The following is a 12,452-nucleotide window of genomic DNA, read 5'->3' on the forward strand; positions in this document are numbered from 1 at the left end:
GATCAAGGACAGCGGACATGCTGGCGAACAACACGAAGCTCGACCTGCGCCACTACGAGGAGATGGCGCGCAAGAACCACCGCGGCCTCGTGCCGATGGTCTTCGCCGAGACCACCCTGCCGTATGCCCTCGGCGAAATCGCGGGCTTCAAGCCGGCAGCGGCGAAGAAACTGCACGATGATGGCACCGCGGTCCCGCACGAGAGCGTCTACCGGTCCGGCTCGCTGCCGGAGAAGGAGGCGGGCGCCGGGCTGGTGAACGAGACTGAGGACGAGACGCGCCGCAGCGCCGTCGAGATCCCGGCGGACGTGCTGGAGGCCCACGGTCTGAAGCGCATGGCCCTGGCCAAGAAGATCTCCGGGCGGGACCCCGCAACCTGGGACGAGGCCGACGAGATCATCAAGGCCGAGCAGCAGCGCCGGGATGCCCTGGTCGATGGCACCCGTGGCGCCGTGACCAGCGAGTTCGGCCTGCAGGCGCCGGTCGCGTGAGCGGCGACGAGAAGGGCGCGCAGCAGGATCGCAGGCCGGCGGACGTCCGCACCGGTCCTGCGGCCGCTGACGCGCTCCGCGATCGCGGGCCGAAGACGGCCCGGCGGCTGCCCAACAAGATGCTGAACGGCGATGCGCGCCGCGGCTACGAGACCAAGTAGGCGCCCATGGACCTGCAACGCATCTCCACGCCGCTCACGCAGGCGCAGAAGCTCGCGGTCGTCTCCATTGACGCGCTGAAGCTGCACCAGCGTGTCGAGGAGAGCGACGGCGATGCCTTGATCGGTGACCTGATCGAGGCCGCCTACGATTACCTCTCCGGTCCCGAAGGCTGGCTGAACGGCTACTGCATCCTGGAGGAGAGCTTCGAGCTGTTCGTCGACACCCTCGGCGAACGCCTCGAACTGCCGATCCGCCGCTTCGTGGATGGCGACCTCGTCAGTGTCGAGCGCGTCGACCTCACCACCGGCCAGTACGAGGACCTCAACGCCGGCCTCTACACCGTGGTGCGCGAGGACGACTACGGCGTGATCGTCGGCCTGTCAGGGCTGGCCCTGGGCGAGCGCGAGCGGTTCTGGCGTGGCATGGATTGGAACGCCTGGGCGGCCCGCTGGACCTCCCCGCCGGCCCGCAAGCCGCGCCTCTACCGGATCAGGTTCGCGGCCGGCGCCAAGTCCGCCGCTCTCGTGCCGAGCCCGCTGAAACAGGCGATCAAGCTGATCGCGGGCTACTGGTACGAGAAGCGGGAATCCATCGAGAGCGACCCGCGCACGCAGGCGCTGCCCGAGAACCTGACCATCGGCATCGGCCGGCTGGCCGGGCGCTACCGCGTCGCCGCCGACCACAGCTGAGCATCGACATGGCGGCTGGCCCCCTCGACCAGCGCGCGCAGTTCCTGCGCCGCGCGATCATCAAGGATGCGGATGGCCAGGTGGTCAGCCGTGGCGACTACGAGCCGACCTTCGTCCGCTGGGCGAACTTCAGGGCGCTGTCCGCGCGGGAAGCCGCACAGGGTGGTGCGGCTCAGAACGTGGCCAGCGGCGTGCTGACGGTCCGGGACGGACCCCAGGCCCGCACCATCGTCAACGGGGATCGGGTGCAGCTGCTCGGCCGCGACTTCAACATCGATGGCGTCGCCCTGCCGGATCGCTCCACCGGCACGATCGCGCTGAACATCTCCTCGACGCTCGGGGGCGAATGATGCCCGATCTCGGCGCCACCTTCGGCTACCTCGGCCAGGGGCAAGCTGCTCTCGACCTGACCGGTGCGGCCCGCGGGTTCGATCAGCGCCCCGGCGTGCTGTCCGGTCTGCGCCTCGTCGACACCGTTTCCGGCATCATCGGGATCGACCGCATCTCCGGGCAGCTGGCGAAATACGCCGTGAAGCTGGCGCTGAAGAGCGACCAGGCCAGCCTGCATGCCGCCCAAGAGATGGTCGAGCTGATGCGCTCCCGGGTGCCGCAGGATTCCGGCCTGCTGCTGAACGGGATCGGCTACCGGCGCGAAGGCAGCTTCTACCTCGTCGAGGCCACTGCGGACCGCGGCGGCTACGATTACGCGCTGGCGGTCGAGGCCGGTCACCATGCCGGCGGCACGCACGCGGACGCCGACTTCTTCGCCGACACGACAGGCAAGGGCGGACGGCGGGTGCGCGAGTCTCACGAGACCGACGTGCCGGGGCAGCCCTTCTTCTACGGCTCGGTGCGCGAGGCGCTCTCCGATTGGAGCAAGGAGCTCGGGTCGAGCATCGGGTCCTCCGCGCGCGAGGAAGGTCTCTGATGGCTGCTGCGCCGTCCACCCCCGAGCTCGCCCTGCGCGACGCCATCCGGACGCTGCTGAAGGCCGATACGGGCTTCGTAGCGATCGCCGGCAAGCAGATCTTTGACGAGGTGCCGTCATCGCTGGGCGAGGCCGCACCGAAGGTGAAGCCGCCCTACGCCTATTTCGGCCCCATGCGGCGGACCGGGTACGAGATCATTTGCAGCGAGTCCTGGACGATCCAGGCGCGGCTCTACGCCGTGTCCACCGCCTTCAACCGTGATCAGGGCTGGCTGCTCATCGACGCGATGGTGCGCGCCCTCAACCAGCTTGAGCAGCCCGACTTGCCGCTCGCCGATCCCTACAGCCTGCGCACGCCCCTCGTGGTCGGCCAGGCCGGGGACGTGATCGCCCCGCTCCAGGCGAAGTCGGTCTTCTTCGACCTCACCACCAGCATCGCCCGGCCTCTGCCGGGACAGGAGGACTGACCATGGCAGAGCCCGCACTGCTTCCCGGCAACCGATTCCGCGCCTATCGCGGAGCGGGCGCCGCCGCCAAGTTCGTGTGCTTGGCGACCGCGATCACTCTTACGCAGACGAATGCGTTCGAGGATGCCACCGTCGCGGACTGCGATAACCCGCTGGCGATCCCGGACCGGAAGAGCATCAAGACCTCCAAATCCTGGGGCGGCCGTTTCGCCGGGTCCATGGCGGCGGATCACCTCGCTGAGTTCCAGGCGGACGCCGACAGCGACGACCCGGTGCCATACGAATTCCGCGTTGACCCGAAGGATGCGACCGGCGCTGGCAAATGGGTCGGCGACGTCTTCGTCGAGAGCTTCGAGGTCACGAAGACCAACAACGGCATCGTGAGCTTCACCGTGCAGTTCCGCGGTGATGGCCCGCTGGCCTGGGTTGCGGGTGCCAGCACGTGAGCGAGGCGGACACCTCCCGCACGCTCGTTACGGCGCCGTTCGCCGGGCGCGAGTGCCGGTTCCAGCTTCGGCTCGGGGAGATGGCCGAACTGGAGCGGCTGTGCGGCGCCGGCATCGGCGCGATCTTCATGCGGCTCGGCACGCACCAGTTCTCGCATCGAGACGTGTGGGACACCATCCGCCTCAGCCTCGAAGGCGGCGGCATGAGCGGGATCGCGGCTTCGGCGCTGGTGGTTCGCTACCAGAACGAGCCGCTGATGGATTACCTGCCGCTCGCCGGCCAGATCGTGGCGGCGGCAGTGAACGGTGTCCCCAAGGGAAAAGCCGAGACCGAGGGGGAGAGCCCAGCCGACCCGGCGACCTCTCGGTCTTCATCGGAGCCGGGGCGGTCGCGGGCTTCTCGCCGGAAGAGGTGAAGCGGATGACGCTGGCCGAATGGCACGTCGTCATCGAGGCCTTCATCGCCGCCAACAGCCCCCCGGAAGAGGGCACCAGCGAGGACGAGTTCCTCGCGGTGCTGGCCGAAGAGATGGCGGCAGGCCGCGCCTGACCGCCCGTCGATAGCAGGAACGCCGACTTGGCCGAACCGCTCGTCATATCGTTTGCCGCGGACACGTCGCGCGCTCAGAGCGCGATGGCGTCGCTGGCTTCGCAGATCGTGGGCAACATGACCTCGATCGGCGTAGCCATGTCCGGCGGCGCGGCGAACGCGAACTCGTTCAGCGGCAGCCTGTCCGGCCTGGCGAGCAACATCCAGCGCGCGGCCTCGGCCGTGGGCCAGGACGTCCGGAACATATCGACGGCCACGGCCAACGCCGCGACAGCCGATAAGGCGACTCTCGAGGGCGTCGTCCGAGCCTTCACAGGCGCGGCGGCAGCCTCGACCACGGCCGGCACGGCGGTGCGTTCCGGCCTCACGGCCACCACCAGCACGATCACGGGCGTCGCGGCACAGATCCCCTCGCTGAACACGCTCCTGGCGGTGTTCCTCGGGTTCGAGGCCGCGAAGCTCGTCTTCGACAGCGTGTCCGCTTCGATCGAGGCCGCGCGCAAGCACATCGCCGAGTACGTCCAGATCGGCAAGGACGCGGAGAAGGTCGGCGTCGGGACAGATTTCTTCCAGCGCGCCACGCTCGGCGCGGACAAGTTCGGCCTGAAGGTCGAGCAGGTGGTCGCCGCGCTTCAGCACGCGCGCGACGCCAGCGAGATCAAGATCGGCGAAGGCAAGGACGGCACGAACACGTCGGCGATCGACGGGCGCCTGCAGCAGAACGTGCGGGCCGGCAACCTCTCGGCCGGAGACAAGGCCGCCTTCGACAACGCGAACGGCCAAGAGGCCAAGATCCGGGTCATGCTCGACCTGATCGAGAAGCTCCGGGCCAGCTCGCGCGACGTCGCGGCGTTCGACCTCGCCGGCAAGTTCTTCGGGCCCGACTACGAGCGCCAGCTTCGCAGTGGCGTCGACCTCACCAACCAGCTGCGCGACACGCTTAACAGCACCTCGACCACGGTGGCGGGGGTGCGCATCGTCGGCGTCGACGAGGTCGAGCGCGCCAATCAGCTCGACGCCAAGGCGAAGGATATCGCTGACACCTTTGCGAATGCCCTGGCGCCGATCCAGCGCGACATCTCGAACGCGGTGCTGGATACCTACAGCGCCTTTCTGAGCGTCGAGGCGGTGATCGCCCGCGTGGTGCAGATCGCGGTCAACCTGTACCAGACCATCAGCGGTGTCGTCGGTCAGGTGCGCGACCTGGTCGGCTCCATCCCGGGCATCGGCAAGATCATCACCGCCGGTAACCCGATCACCTTCCTCCAAGAGGTCGGCCGCGCCACCGGCGCCATCGACCCCGAGGTGCAGGGGCCGCCGGCGCCGCTGAACGTGAAGGTGCGGCCGAAGGGGCCGGATCGCTCTGCCGTTCTACCGTCGCTGCACACGCCGAAGGGGCGAGGCGGCGGGTCCGAGAGCGAGAGCCTCGATGCAATCGAGACGCTGATCAATCAGCTGGAGAAGGCTCGGGACACCGCGAAGGCCGAGCTCGACAACGTCGGCAAGACCAACGTCGAGCGCGAGAAGGCGATCGCATTGGCCAAGGCCGAGGCCGCCGCCCGGGAAGAGGTCAAGAAGGGCAACCGCACCGACCCGGCCCTGGACGATGACGAGCGCACCCGGGTGCTCGCCGCTGCCGAGGCGATGCAGAAGTACAAGGATGCCACCGACAATGCGCAGCAGGCCTTGCGCCAGAGCGTCGAGGCGGCCCGCTTCTTCGCGCAGTCGGCTTCCGACGGACTGGCCGACGCCATCATCAACGGCAAGTCGTTCGGCTCGGTGCTGACCGACATCACCAAGCAGCTGGAGCGCTCGGTTCTCACGGGCCTACTGACCGGCACCGGGCCGCTTGCCGGGCTGCTGGGGACTGCGCCGGCCGCCAGCCTCGGTAGCAACGCCACGGGCGGGCTCCTGGGCAACCTATTCGGCGGCCTGACCAAGAGCGGCGGCGCGTCCGCCGGATCTCCGCTCCCTGGTGCGCAGGGCCCGAGCCTGCCGACGGGCGGCCTGTTCGACATCTTCGGCAGCCTATTCCGGGCGAATGGCGGCCCAGTTTCGGCGGGCCAGCCGGTAACGGTCGGCGAGATGGGCCGCGAGCTGTTCGTGCCGAACGCAGACGGCAAGGTCATGCCGATCATGGGCGGGGCCGCAGGAGCCGGACCGCAGTCGGTCGATCAGAGCCGCACCTACTCGATCGACGCGCGGGGAGCACAGGTGGGCGTTGCGGACCAGATCACGGCGGCGCTCGGTGCATACGATCGCGGCCTGAACCGCACGCTCGCGTCGCGCACCGCTGTCGCCAACCGGCGCTACAGCACCGGTCGTTGATCCGTGGGCATCTTCGACGCTGCTGGCGCTGCGGTTCTCCGGGGCGACACGATCACCGCGGAGATCCTGGCGTACTTCGACTTCGCATCCGCGCCCCAGCGCGTGCATGCTGGCTTCGGACCGCTCTCGGCCGGCGGCCACATCTGGCAGGGTATGGGCGGCCTCGGATCGGTCTCGGACATCGAGAGCGCGGTCGGGGGCATCGCTCCGCTGGTGTCCTTCACGCTCTCCGGCGTTGGACCGGAGATCGCCAACGACGTCGTGAACGCCAAGGCCGAGGTGAAGGGCCGGGGCTGCTTCGTCTACCTGCAGCTCTACGACTCGGACCTGACGCCGCTCGGCGGCCTCTACACCATGTATCGCGGCGTGATGGACCGGTTGATCCACACCGCCACCAGCGCGGACGCCTGGACCGCACAGTTGACTGCCGAGACCCGGTTCTCTCGCCGCGGCCTTCCGCCATTCGGAAATCTCACCGACCGGGATCAGCAAGCCCGCTACCCGGGCGACGCTGGCCTGTTCGACATCTCTGCCATGATCAATCGGAGGCGTCCGTGGAATCCCGAGATCCCGGAGGACAAGACTTGAGCACGTTCCTGCGGGCGATGGGCCGTGCGACCTTCGTATGGGGTGAGTGCGACTGCTCACTCGTCATGGCGGATTGGTGCCGGAAGATGCGCGGTGTCGATCCGGCAGCGAGCCTGCGCGGCCGCTACAGAACGGCACGTGGCGCGATCCGGCATGTGCGGCGCCTCGGCGGCTTCGAGGCGATGGCGCGCTCGCTCATGGCCGGTTGCGGCTTCGCGACGACGCAAGCGCCGCGGCCTGGCGATGTGGGCCTGGTCGAGCACCCCGCTGTCGGCCCTGTGTTCGCGATCCGTTGCGCGCTCGGTTGGGCGGTGAAGAGTCCCGAGGGTGTGGCGGTCGACGATTATGCGACCGTCGTGGCCTGGAGCGTCTAATGCCAGCTGCGATCGGCGCTGCCGTCATCGGGGAACTGGCCCTTGGCGCGACCGCTGAACTGGTCGTTGGCTACGCCGTCCTCGGTGTGGGCTTCATCGGCGTCAACTACGCCGCCCAGGCGCTATTCGGGGGCGAAAAGCGCGCCGATGCTCAGGTCACGGTCCGGCAGGCCATAGCACCGCGCCGCCGCGTGCTCGGGCAGGCAATAATTGGCGGCGTGATCTTCGTGCTTGAGACTACGGAGTACGATAATCCTGACGACGACAAAGCTAAGATCCTCTATCGCGGCGCGATCCACTGCGTCGGTCCGGTCACCATCCTTCAGTATTACCTCGGCGATGTGAAAACGGGGTTGGCTTCCGGGTACGGCGGCATCGTTCCGGATAGCGTCTATCAGGGTAAGGTCGTAATCGAAGGGCACCTGGGAGCCGACAATCAGCCAGCGTCGGCCGCTCTGCTGAAACTGCCGTACTGGGGGGCTGATAAGCAGCTCAACGGGCTCTGCTACAGCGTCGTTGTTGCCACTCCGCTGAAGAAGGGCAGCCAGATCTTCCCCGAGGGCGCCCCGGACGTCCGACTGCTCGTGACCGGCGATTTCTCCTATGACCCGCGCACCGGTGGCTATGCCTACACCGACAATGCCGCGATCCTGTTGCTCGACTACCTAATGCATGAGAGCGGCTACAGCCTCGCCCTGTCCGAGATCAATCTGCAGAGCTTCGCGGACCTCGCCGACGTCTGCGACGAGCAGGTGCCGCTCATCGTGCCGGATCCGAACGGGGCGACGTCAGAACTGCGCTACCGGTCCTGGGGCAGCTACGACTATTCCGAGCAGCGCGCCGATGTGCTCGGTCGGATGCTCGCTGCTTGTGACGGCGAGCTCTACCAAGACGGCGACGGACTCGTGGCCGTGCGCGGAGGACGCTGGCAGGCGCCGACGTTCACCATCGACGAGAGCATGATCCAGGGCTGGGATCAGCTCGAGGAAGGTGACGAGGCGTACAATACCTTCACGCGGGTCAAGCACACCTACACCTCGCCCTGGCACGACTATCAGCCGACCGAGGGCGACCCATGGGACGATTTTGCCGCCCAAGCGCTTCAAGGCGTCATCGAGACCGAGAAGAGCTTCATCCGGGCTCCCTCGCACAGCCAGTCCCGGCGGTTGGCCAAGATCGCGATGGCCAAGGGCAACCCGCGGTTCCGGCTCACCGGCCTGCGGCTCTCGCTTGCGGGTCTACCGGCCTACGGCGAGCCGACCGTGCGCCTCGTGCTTCGATCCTTCGGCATCGACACGACGTTCGCGATCATGCGTGGCACACTTGCGATGGCCGGTAGTGCACTGACCAACGTGAAGCTCGACCTGATCAGCCTCGACGCCTCCGCCTACGCCTGGGATCCGGCGCAAGAGGGCGACCGGCCGCCGTTGCCCGACACGTACAACTGAGGCCGGCATGGCAGATCCGCTACCCTGGCCGAGCGTGCTGGTGCCGTCCTCGGAGGACTGGTCCCTGCGCGGCGGCACGCGCTCGGGCGGCCAGACCTTCCAAGGTCACGAACAGATCGTCGCCTCGCCGACCGCGCGCTGGAGGGCCACGCTGACGATCCCATGCATGCAGCGCGAGCAGGTTATGGCCATGCGCCGCCTTGTAGCTCTGGGGCGCACGCAGGCCTGGGCAGTTGGGCCGATCGAGACAGCACGCGCCCCCTGGAACGTCGACATGATCGGCGGGAAGATCACCTACGGTCGCGGAAGGAAAGACGCGGCTGTGAATCTCGCCTTCGAGACCGGGCCGGACACATCGTCGAGCCTGGATTTCCGGCTCGCGATAGACGCCAGCATGAACGGCACCACCCTGACCATCCAGCGCAATAAGGGCGGCGTGCTGGAGGTCGGCATGCTGTTTTCCATCGGCGGTCGGCTGCACATCCTCACCGATCTTCCGGCCGGGGATCCGGGCACGCTTGGCTTGCAAGGGCCCGCCGGGACAATCGGCATCGGCTTCCGCCCCTGGTTGCGGGCTGACTACACCGCCGACACGCCCATGGAATTCGGCGCGCCTGTCGGCCTGATGCGGCTCGCCTCCGACGACACGGGGTCTGCCGAGCTGCAGCTCTCCCGGCACGGCACCGTGACGCTCGATCTCATCGAAGCGTTCTGACGCGGCCCAAGCTTTCATCAGAGGTCAGCATGGCGATCCCGAGGCCCGTCGCGGGCAACCCTGTTGCGACCTATGCCAGCATTCAAGCCCTGTGCTCTGCAGTCGATGCTATTTTAGCGGCGCTGGGACCCGTCCAGTCGTCGTTGAGCACTCTCGGCGCTGAGATACAGCAGACCGGATCCGATCTCAGCAGGCAGATCTCAAATTCGGTTGCCGCAGAGACGGCGGCGCGGCTCGATCAGTTCAAGACCGCGGTCGATAGCTTCACCGACATCCGCTCCGCGTTGGCTGATGTTCAAGCCGCCGCCGATGCTCGCTTCGACGATGCGGATGCGACGATCGCGGACGTCACGTCACGGCTTACCGCAGTCACGGGGCAGGTGACGACTTTTGCCGCGTCGCTTCTCGCGCAGAGGCTGGAGCTGTCGGCTCGCGAGGATCGGCCCGGCTGCGCCCCCACACGCTTCACAGTCGTTGCAGTGCCGTCGCAACTCTCTGGTCCGCGCTCAGGCATGACACCCGTGCCGGCCGCTCTAATCGCGGTTGGCGACGTTGGCCCCGTCGTCCGCATCGTAGGGTCTGGAATTGTCGCGCCGGTTCAGCCGGTCCCGCTAGAGGATGGTCGCCTCTACCGTTTCCGGTTCGCCGTTCAGCGCCGCATTAACCCGATCGATCCGAGCGGGGACGCCGTGGTCTGCGGGGTTGCGTACCTCGACCAGTCCTATCGGCTGCTCGGGTATGATGTGGTGGCCCTTCAGACGTACCCCGAGCTGACGAAGGCCAACGGGCGGCGCACCTGCGAGGCCCTGGTATCGCGCACTGCGGGGCTCGGCGCTTCCTTCGCCCCGCCCGATTCTGGAGCTCGCTTCGCCGTGCCGGTGGTCCGAACCTATGGGCCCGACGCGCTGACCGACGTCGAGGTGATCGGCGCCGACGATGTGACCGGCCAGTTCGTGCTCAGCCCCGCTGTGGCGGACTTCGAGGCACGCATGGCGGCCATGGAGAGCCTGCTCGCCGGCCAGCGCCTCGACAAGATCGAGAGCCAGGTCGGCACACCGAGCAAGCTCACCTTCGCCAGCGAGGGCGATGCCGCTTACGCGACGATCCCCGCGAATGTGCAGGTCGTCGAACTCCTCGGACGCAGCTACGTCGGCGACGGCGGTCAGGGTCTCTACCTGAGAGCTCCAGGCACGCCCCCCGACGGGGCAGACACGATCACGTCCAACGGTGCTGTGTTCCAGCGCGTCGTGCCTGTCGCTGACGTGGTCGCGGGGATGCTGGCAAGCGGCTTCACCGCCTGGGTTGCGAGCCTGCCGACGTCGGCGCCGAGCGCCTCCGGTGTGGCTTGGAATAACGGTGGCGCGATCGAGGTCACTCCGTGAAGCCAGCATATTTCGACTTCCGCACCCCGGTGGGCGGCACGCCGCGGATGAGCGTCGTGCTTCACGGGCGCGATCCCCGCACCAAGGCTGTCGCGCGCTTGCCACTGCCCGGCACCACGATCGAGTGGCTGGTGGAATGGCCCGATGGCGCGGCAGCGCTCGACCAGACGTCCGGGCTCTTGGTCGACGGCCGGACCGGTGCGTTCACTTATCCGATGACGGATGAGCGCGTGGCGGCGATCGAGGGGGCGCCAGGACCCATCCCATACCGGGTGCGCGTGAAGCTGTCTGACGGAAGCGCCTACCCATTCCTGACCGGCACCGTCGGCCTCGGCGACCCCGCCCCGATGAGGCAAACCCCGATCTTTGCGGAGGATCTGTCCGTGGCCGCCTTCGACCCATCCTCCGGTATCGAGCCCTATCTCGTGGGCATCATCTTGCCCTATCCGCTCGGAGCGGCTGACCAGGTCGCTGCCGCGGCCATCGAGATGGTCAGCCACTTGCTCGCCCAGCCCAACGTCGGGGCTGCGCTCGCTACCTCGCCCGATCTGAACGACGATAGTCCGCGGGTGGCGACCTCCGCGATGGTGCAGGCCGTCAAGCGGCAGATCCTGGCCGAAGTCCAGCAGATGATCGCGGCCGGCTGAAGCCACCGCAGCGGCTCTCGGCGCCGACCGACTCACGCCGGCTGTCGACCCTCCCCCCCCCACAATCGGATCTGATCGATGCGCCTCTTCGTTCGCGCCCTGATCTGCTGCGCGCTGTCGCTCGCGGCATCGCCTGTGTTCGCGCAGGGCTCGGCACCTCGACTCTCCAGCCCGCAGTACAAGGCTGTGAAGTCCGGTTCTCTTCAGGCCGGGCAGCTCAACGTCCTGCCGGACGACGCCGATTTGGTCAGCCAGCAGGTCTACACCGAGGGGGCGGAGACGCGCTTCCGGGGACGGCAGTGGACGACCCGGATCGCTCCGAATGGGCCGCGATCGAACTACGCCTTTATCGGCGACAACATGGTGCTGATCGACCCGGGATCTCAGCGCAACGGCCCCAACACTGCGGGCTACGCCAAGAACATCTCGGTGCTGAAGAAGGGCTTTCCCTCGCAGAGCGCCACCTCGGGCGAGATCGACGGCATCCTGCTCAACTTACGTCAGGCCGGCCCGACCCCGAAGACCGACGCCGATGCCTCGGACGCCAACGCGATCCAAGGCAACGCGCAGGTCGCCGGTGATCCGGGCTTCCTGTCGTTCGGTGAGATGCAGATCTCGCGCATCGAGCCAACAGCGCCCTACACGACCACGCATTCCATTCGCCTGCAGCTCGGTGCGATCGACCCGTTCGGCAAGAACCTCGAGCTTGGGGCGACCGACCGGTACTACAACGGCGTGCACCGCCTAACCTTTGGCTACGGCGCCATCTCAGATGTCGGCGCCAACGACCGCGCTTTCTACGCCGTCGATAACACGAGCCCCTGGTCGACCTACTTTTACGCTGGCCATCCAGGCAATCCGGCTGTGCGGCTGATGGGCAATTCAGGCGCCATCCGCTGGGGACCGGACGATTCGTCCTGGACCATCCAGAGAGGCGGTGGCGGCAGCCTGAATTTCTACAGCGCCGGCGACATCCTCCAAGGGCAGATCAACGCGGACGGAACGACCTACTGGCCGGCAATCACCACAAACACAGTCGTCGTAGCCGGATCGCCGATGCTCACCCCTCGAAAGACAGTGATCTATCCTCCACTGACCTCGTTTCCGGCCTCTCCTGTTGAGGGCGAGACGATCTACAGCCAGCAAAACCGCAAAGTCTACACATGGGACGGCACCAACTGGCAGGCCCACTGGTGATCGATCGCGCCTGAGCAGCCCGCGCCAGAACAAGAGGCCA

The 12,452-nt window shown here is 67.3% G+C and carries 17 protein-coding genes; all 17 read left to right on the plus strand.

Annotated features, from left to right (window positions below; genetic code table 11):
* Window positions 1-17 precede the first annotated feature (17 nt).
* The 17 genes from WYO_RS17790 (at window position 18) to WYO_RS17860 (ending at window position 12,412) form a co-directional block, all read left to right on the plus strand.
* Window positions 18-491 (plus strand): hypothetical protein, encoded by a 474-nt coding sequence (locus tag WYO_RS17790; protein ID WP_007564997.1) that lies wholly within the window; start codon window positions 18-20, stop codon window positions 489-491.
* Entirely contained in the window at window positions 488-652 is a 165-nt protein-coding gene (locus WYO_RS31670) for a hypothetical protein (RefSeq protein WP_007564999.1), read from the plus strand. Before WYO_RS17790 ends, WYO_RS31670 begins: the two co-directional genes overlap by 4 nt.
* A gap of 6 nt (window positions 653-658) precedes the next feature.
* On the plus strand, window positions 659-1,342 hold the full coding sequence (locus tag WYO_RS17795; RefSeq protein ID WP_007565001.1) for a phage head-tail connector protein: 684 nt from the start codon (window positions 659-661) through the stop codon (window positions 1,340-1,342).
* 8 nt (window positions 1,343-1,350) lie between these two features.
* Window positions 1,351-1,692, plus strand: coding sequence for a head-tail adaptor protein (locus WYO_RS17800; protein ID WP_007565003.1), 342 nt, complete (start codon window positions 1,351-1,353; stop codon window positions 1,690-1,692).
* Window positions 1,692-2,270 carry an HK97 gp10 family phage protein gene (locus WYO_RS17805; RefSeq protein ID WP_128755043.1) on the plus strand — a complete coding sequence of 193 codons (579 nt, stop codon included), beginning with the start codon at window positions 1,692-1,694 and terminating at the stop codon, window positions 2,268-2,270. The genes WYO_RS17800 and WYO_RS17805 overlap by 1 nt, the downstream gene beginning before the upstream one ends.
* Window positions 2,270-2,737: a DUF3168 domain-containing protein gene (locus tag WYO_RS17810; protein WP_007565008.1), complete on the plus strand. Its 468-nt coding sequence runs from the start codon at window positions 2,270-2,272 to the stop codon at window positions 2,735-2,737. The genes WYO_RS17805 and WYO_RS17810 overlap by 1 nt, the downstream gene beginning before the upstream one ends.
* A gap of 2 nt (window positions 2,738-2,739) precedes the next feature.
* Window positions 2,740-3,183, plus strand: a complete 444-nt coding sequence (locus WYO_RS17815) for a phage tail tube protein (protein ID WP_007565011.1) — start codon at window positions 2,740-2,742, stop codon at window positions 3,181-3,183.
* Window positions 3,180-3,599 carry a gene transfer agent family protein gene (locus tag WYO_RS17820; protein ID WP_007565012.1) on the plus strand — a complete coding sequence of 140 codons (420 nt, stop codon included), beginning with the start codon at window positions 3,180-3,182 and terminating at the stop codon, window positions 3,597-3,599. Before WYO_RS17815 ends, WYO_RS17820 begins: the two co-directional genes overlap by 4 nt.
* Window positions 3,600-3,604: 5 nt before the next feature.
* Complete coding sequence (locus tag WYO_RS32405) at window positions 3,605-3,733, plus strand: hypothetical protein (RefSeq protein WP_007565014.1); 129 nt, start codon at window positions 3,605-3,607, stop codon at window positions 3,731-3,733.
* A gap of 84 nt (window positions 3,734-3,817) precedes the next feature.
* Window positions 3,818-6,061 carry a hypothetical protein gene (locus WYO_RS31675; protein WP_165486566.1) on the plus strand — a complete coding sequence of 748 codons (2,244 nt, stop codon included), beginning with the start codon at window positions 3,818-3,820 and terminating at the stop codon, window positions 6,059-6,061.
* 3 nt (window positions 6,062-6,064) lie between these two features.
* Window positions 6,065-6,649: a hypothetical protein gene (locus WYO_RS17830; RefSeq protein ID WP_007565018.1), complete on the plus strand. Its 585-nt coding sequence runs from the start codon at window positions 6,065-6,067 to the stop codon at window positions 6,647-6,649.
* Window positions 6,646-7,023: a hypothetical protein gene (locus tag WYO_RS17835; protein ID WP_007565020.1), complete on the plus strand. Its 378-nt coding sequence runs from the start codon at window positions 6,646-6,648 to the stop codon at window positions 7,021-7,023. The genes WYO_RS17830 and WYO_RS17835 overlap by 4 nt, the downstream gene beginning before the upstream one ends.
* A complete protein-coding gene (locus WYO_RS17840; RefSeq protein ID WP_007565022.1) occupies window positions 7,023-8,471 on the plus strand; it encodes a hypothetical protein in 1,449 nt (482 codons plus the stop codon). Before WYO_RS17835 ends, WYO_RS17840 begins: the two co-directional genes overlap by 1 nt.
* 7 nt (window positions 8,472-8,478) lie before the next feature.
* Window positions 8,479-9,186, plus strand: coding sequence for a hypothetical protein (locus tag WYO_RS17845; protein ID WP_007565024.1), 708 nt, complete (start codon window positions 8,479-8,481; stop codon window positions 9,184-9,186).
* 29 nt (window positions 9,187-9,215) lie between these two features.
* Window positions 9,216-10,568, plus strand: coding sequence for a hypothetical protein (locus tag WYO_RS17850; RefSeq protein WP_007565026.1), 1,353 nt, complete (start codon window positions 9,216-9,218; stop codon window positions 10,566-10,568).
* On the plus strand, window positions 10,565-11,215 hold the full coding sequence (locus WYO_RS17855) for a hypothetical protein (RefSeq protein WP_007565028.1): 651 nt from the start codon (window positions 10,565-10,567) through the stop codon (window positions 11,213-11,215). Before WYO_RS17850 ends, WYO_RS17855 begins: the two co-directional genes overlap by 4 nt.
* 78 nt (window positions 11,216-11,293) lie before the next feature.
* Window positions 11,294-12,412, plus strand: coding sequence for a hypothetical protein (locus WYO_RS17860; protein ID WP_007565030.1), 1,119 nt, complete (start codon window positions 11,294-11,296; stop codon window positions 12,410-12,412).
* The last annotated feature ends 40 nt before the right edge of the window (window positions 12,413-12,452 follow it).

The sequence above is a fragment of the Methylobacterium sp. GXF4 genome, assembly GCF_000272495.1.
GTDB classification, from domain to species: domain Bacteria; phylum Pseudomonadota; class Alphaproteobacteria; order Rhizobiales; family Beijerinckiaceae; genus Methylobacterium; species Methylobacterium brachiatum.

Bases quoted from the DNA above. Each gene is read 5' to 3' on its own strand.
- WYO_RS17860 (WP_007565030.1), top strand. From the start codon at position 11,294: ATGCGCCTCTTCGTTCGCGCCCTGATCTGCTGCGCGCTGTCGCTCGCG.
- WYO_RS31675 (WP_165486566.1), top strand. From the start codon at position 3,818: ATGGCGTCGCTGGCTTCGCAGATCGTGGGCAACATGACCTCGATCGGC.
- WYO_RS17790 (WP_007564997.1), top strand. From the start codon at position 18: ATGCTGGCGAACAACACGAAGCTCGACCTGCGCCACTACGAGGAGATG.
- WYO_RS17815 (WP_007565011.1), top strand. From the start codon at position 2,740: ATGGCAGAGCCCGCACTGCTTCCCGGCAACCGATTCCGCGCCTATCGC.
- WYO_RS17805 (WP_128755043.1), top strand. From the start codon at position 1,692: ATGCCCGATCTCGGCGCCACCTTCGGCTACCTCGGCCAGGGGCAAGCT.
- WYO_RS17845 (WP_007565024.1), top strand. From the start codon at position 8,479: ATGGCAGATCCGCTACCCTGGCCGAGCGTGCTGGTGCCGTCCTCGGAG.
- WYO_RS17840 (WP_007565022.1), top strand. From the start codon at position 7,023: ATGCCAGCTGCGATCGGCGCTGCCGTCATCGGGGAACTGGCCCTTGGC.
- WYO_RS17800 (WP_007565003.1), top strand. From the start codon at position 1,351: ATGGCGGCTGGCCCCCTCGACCAGCGCGCGCAGTTCCTGCGCCGCGCG.
- WYO_RS17795 (WP_007565001.1), top strand. From the start codon at position 659: ATGGACCTGCAACGCATCTCCACGCCGCTCACGCAGGCGCAGAAGCTC.
- WYO_RS17850 (WP_007565026.1), top strand. From the start codon at position 9,216: ATGGCGATCCCGAGGCCCGTCGCGGGCAACCCTGTTGCGACCTATGCC.
- WYO_RS17810 (WP_007565008.1), top strand. From the start codon at position 2,270: ATGGCTGCTGCGCCGTCCACCCCCGAGCTCGCCCTGCGCGACGCCATC.
- WYO_RS32405 (WP_007565014.1), top strand. From the start codon at position 3,605: ATGACGCTGGCCGAATGGCACGTCGTCATCGAGGCCTTCATCGCCGCC.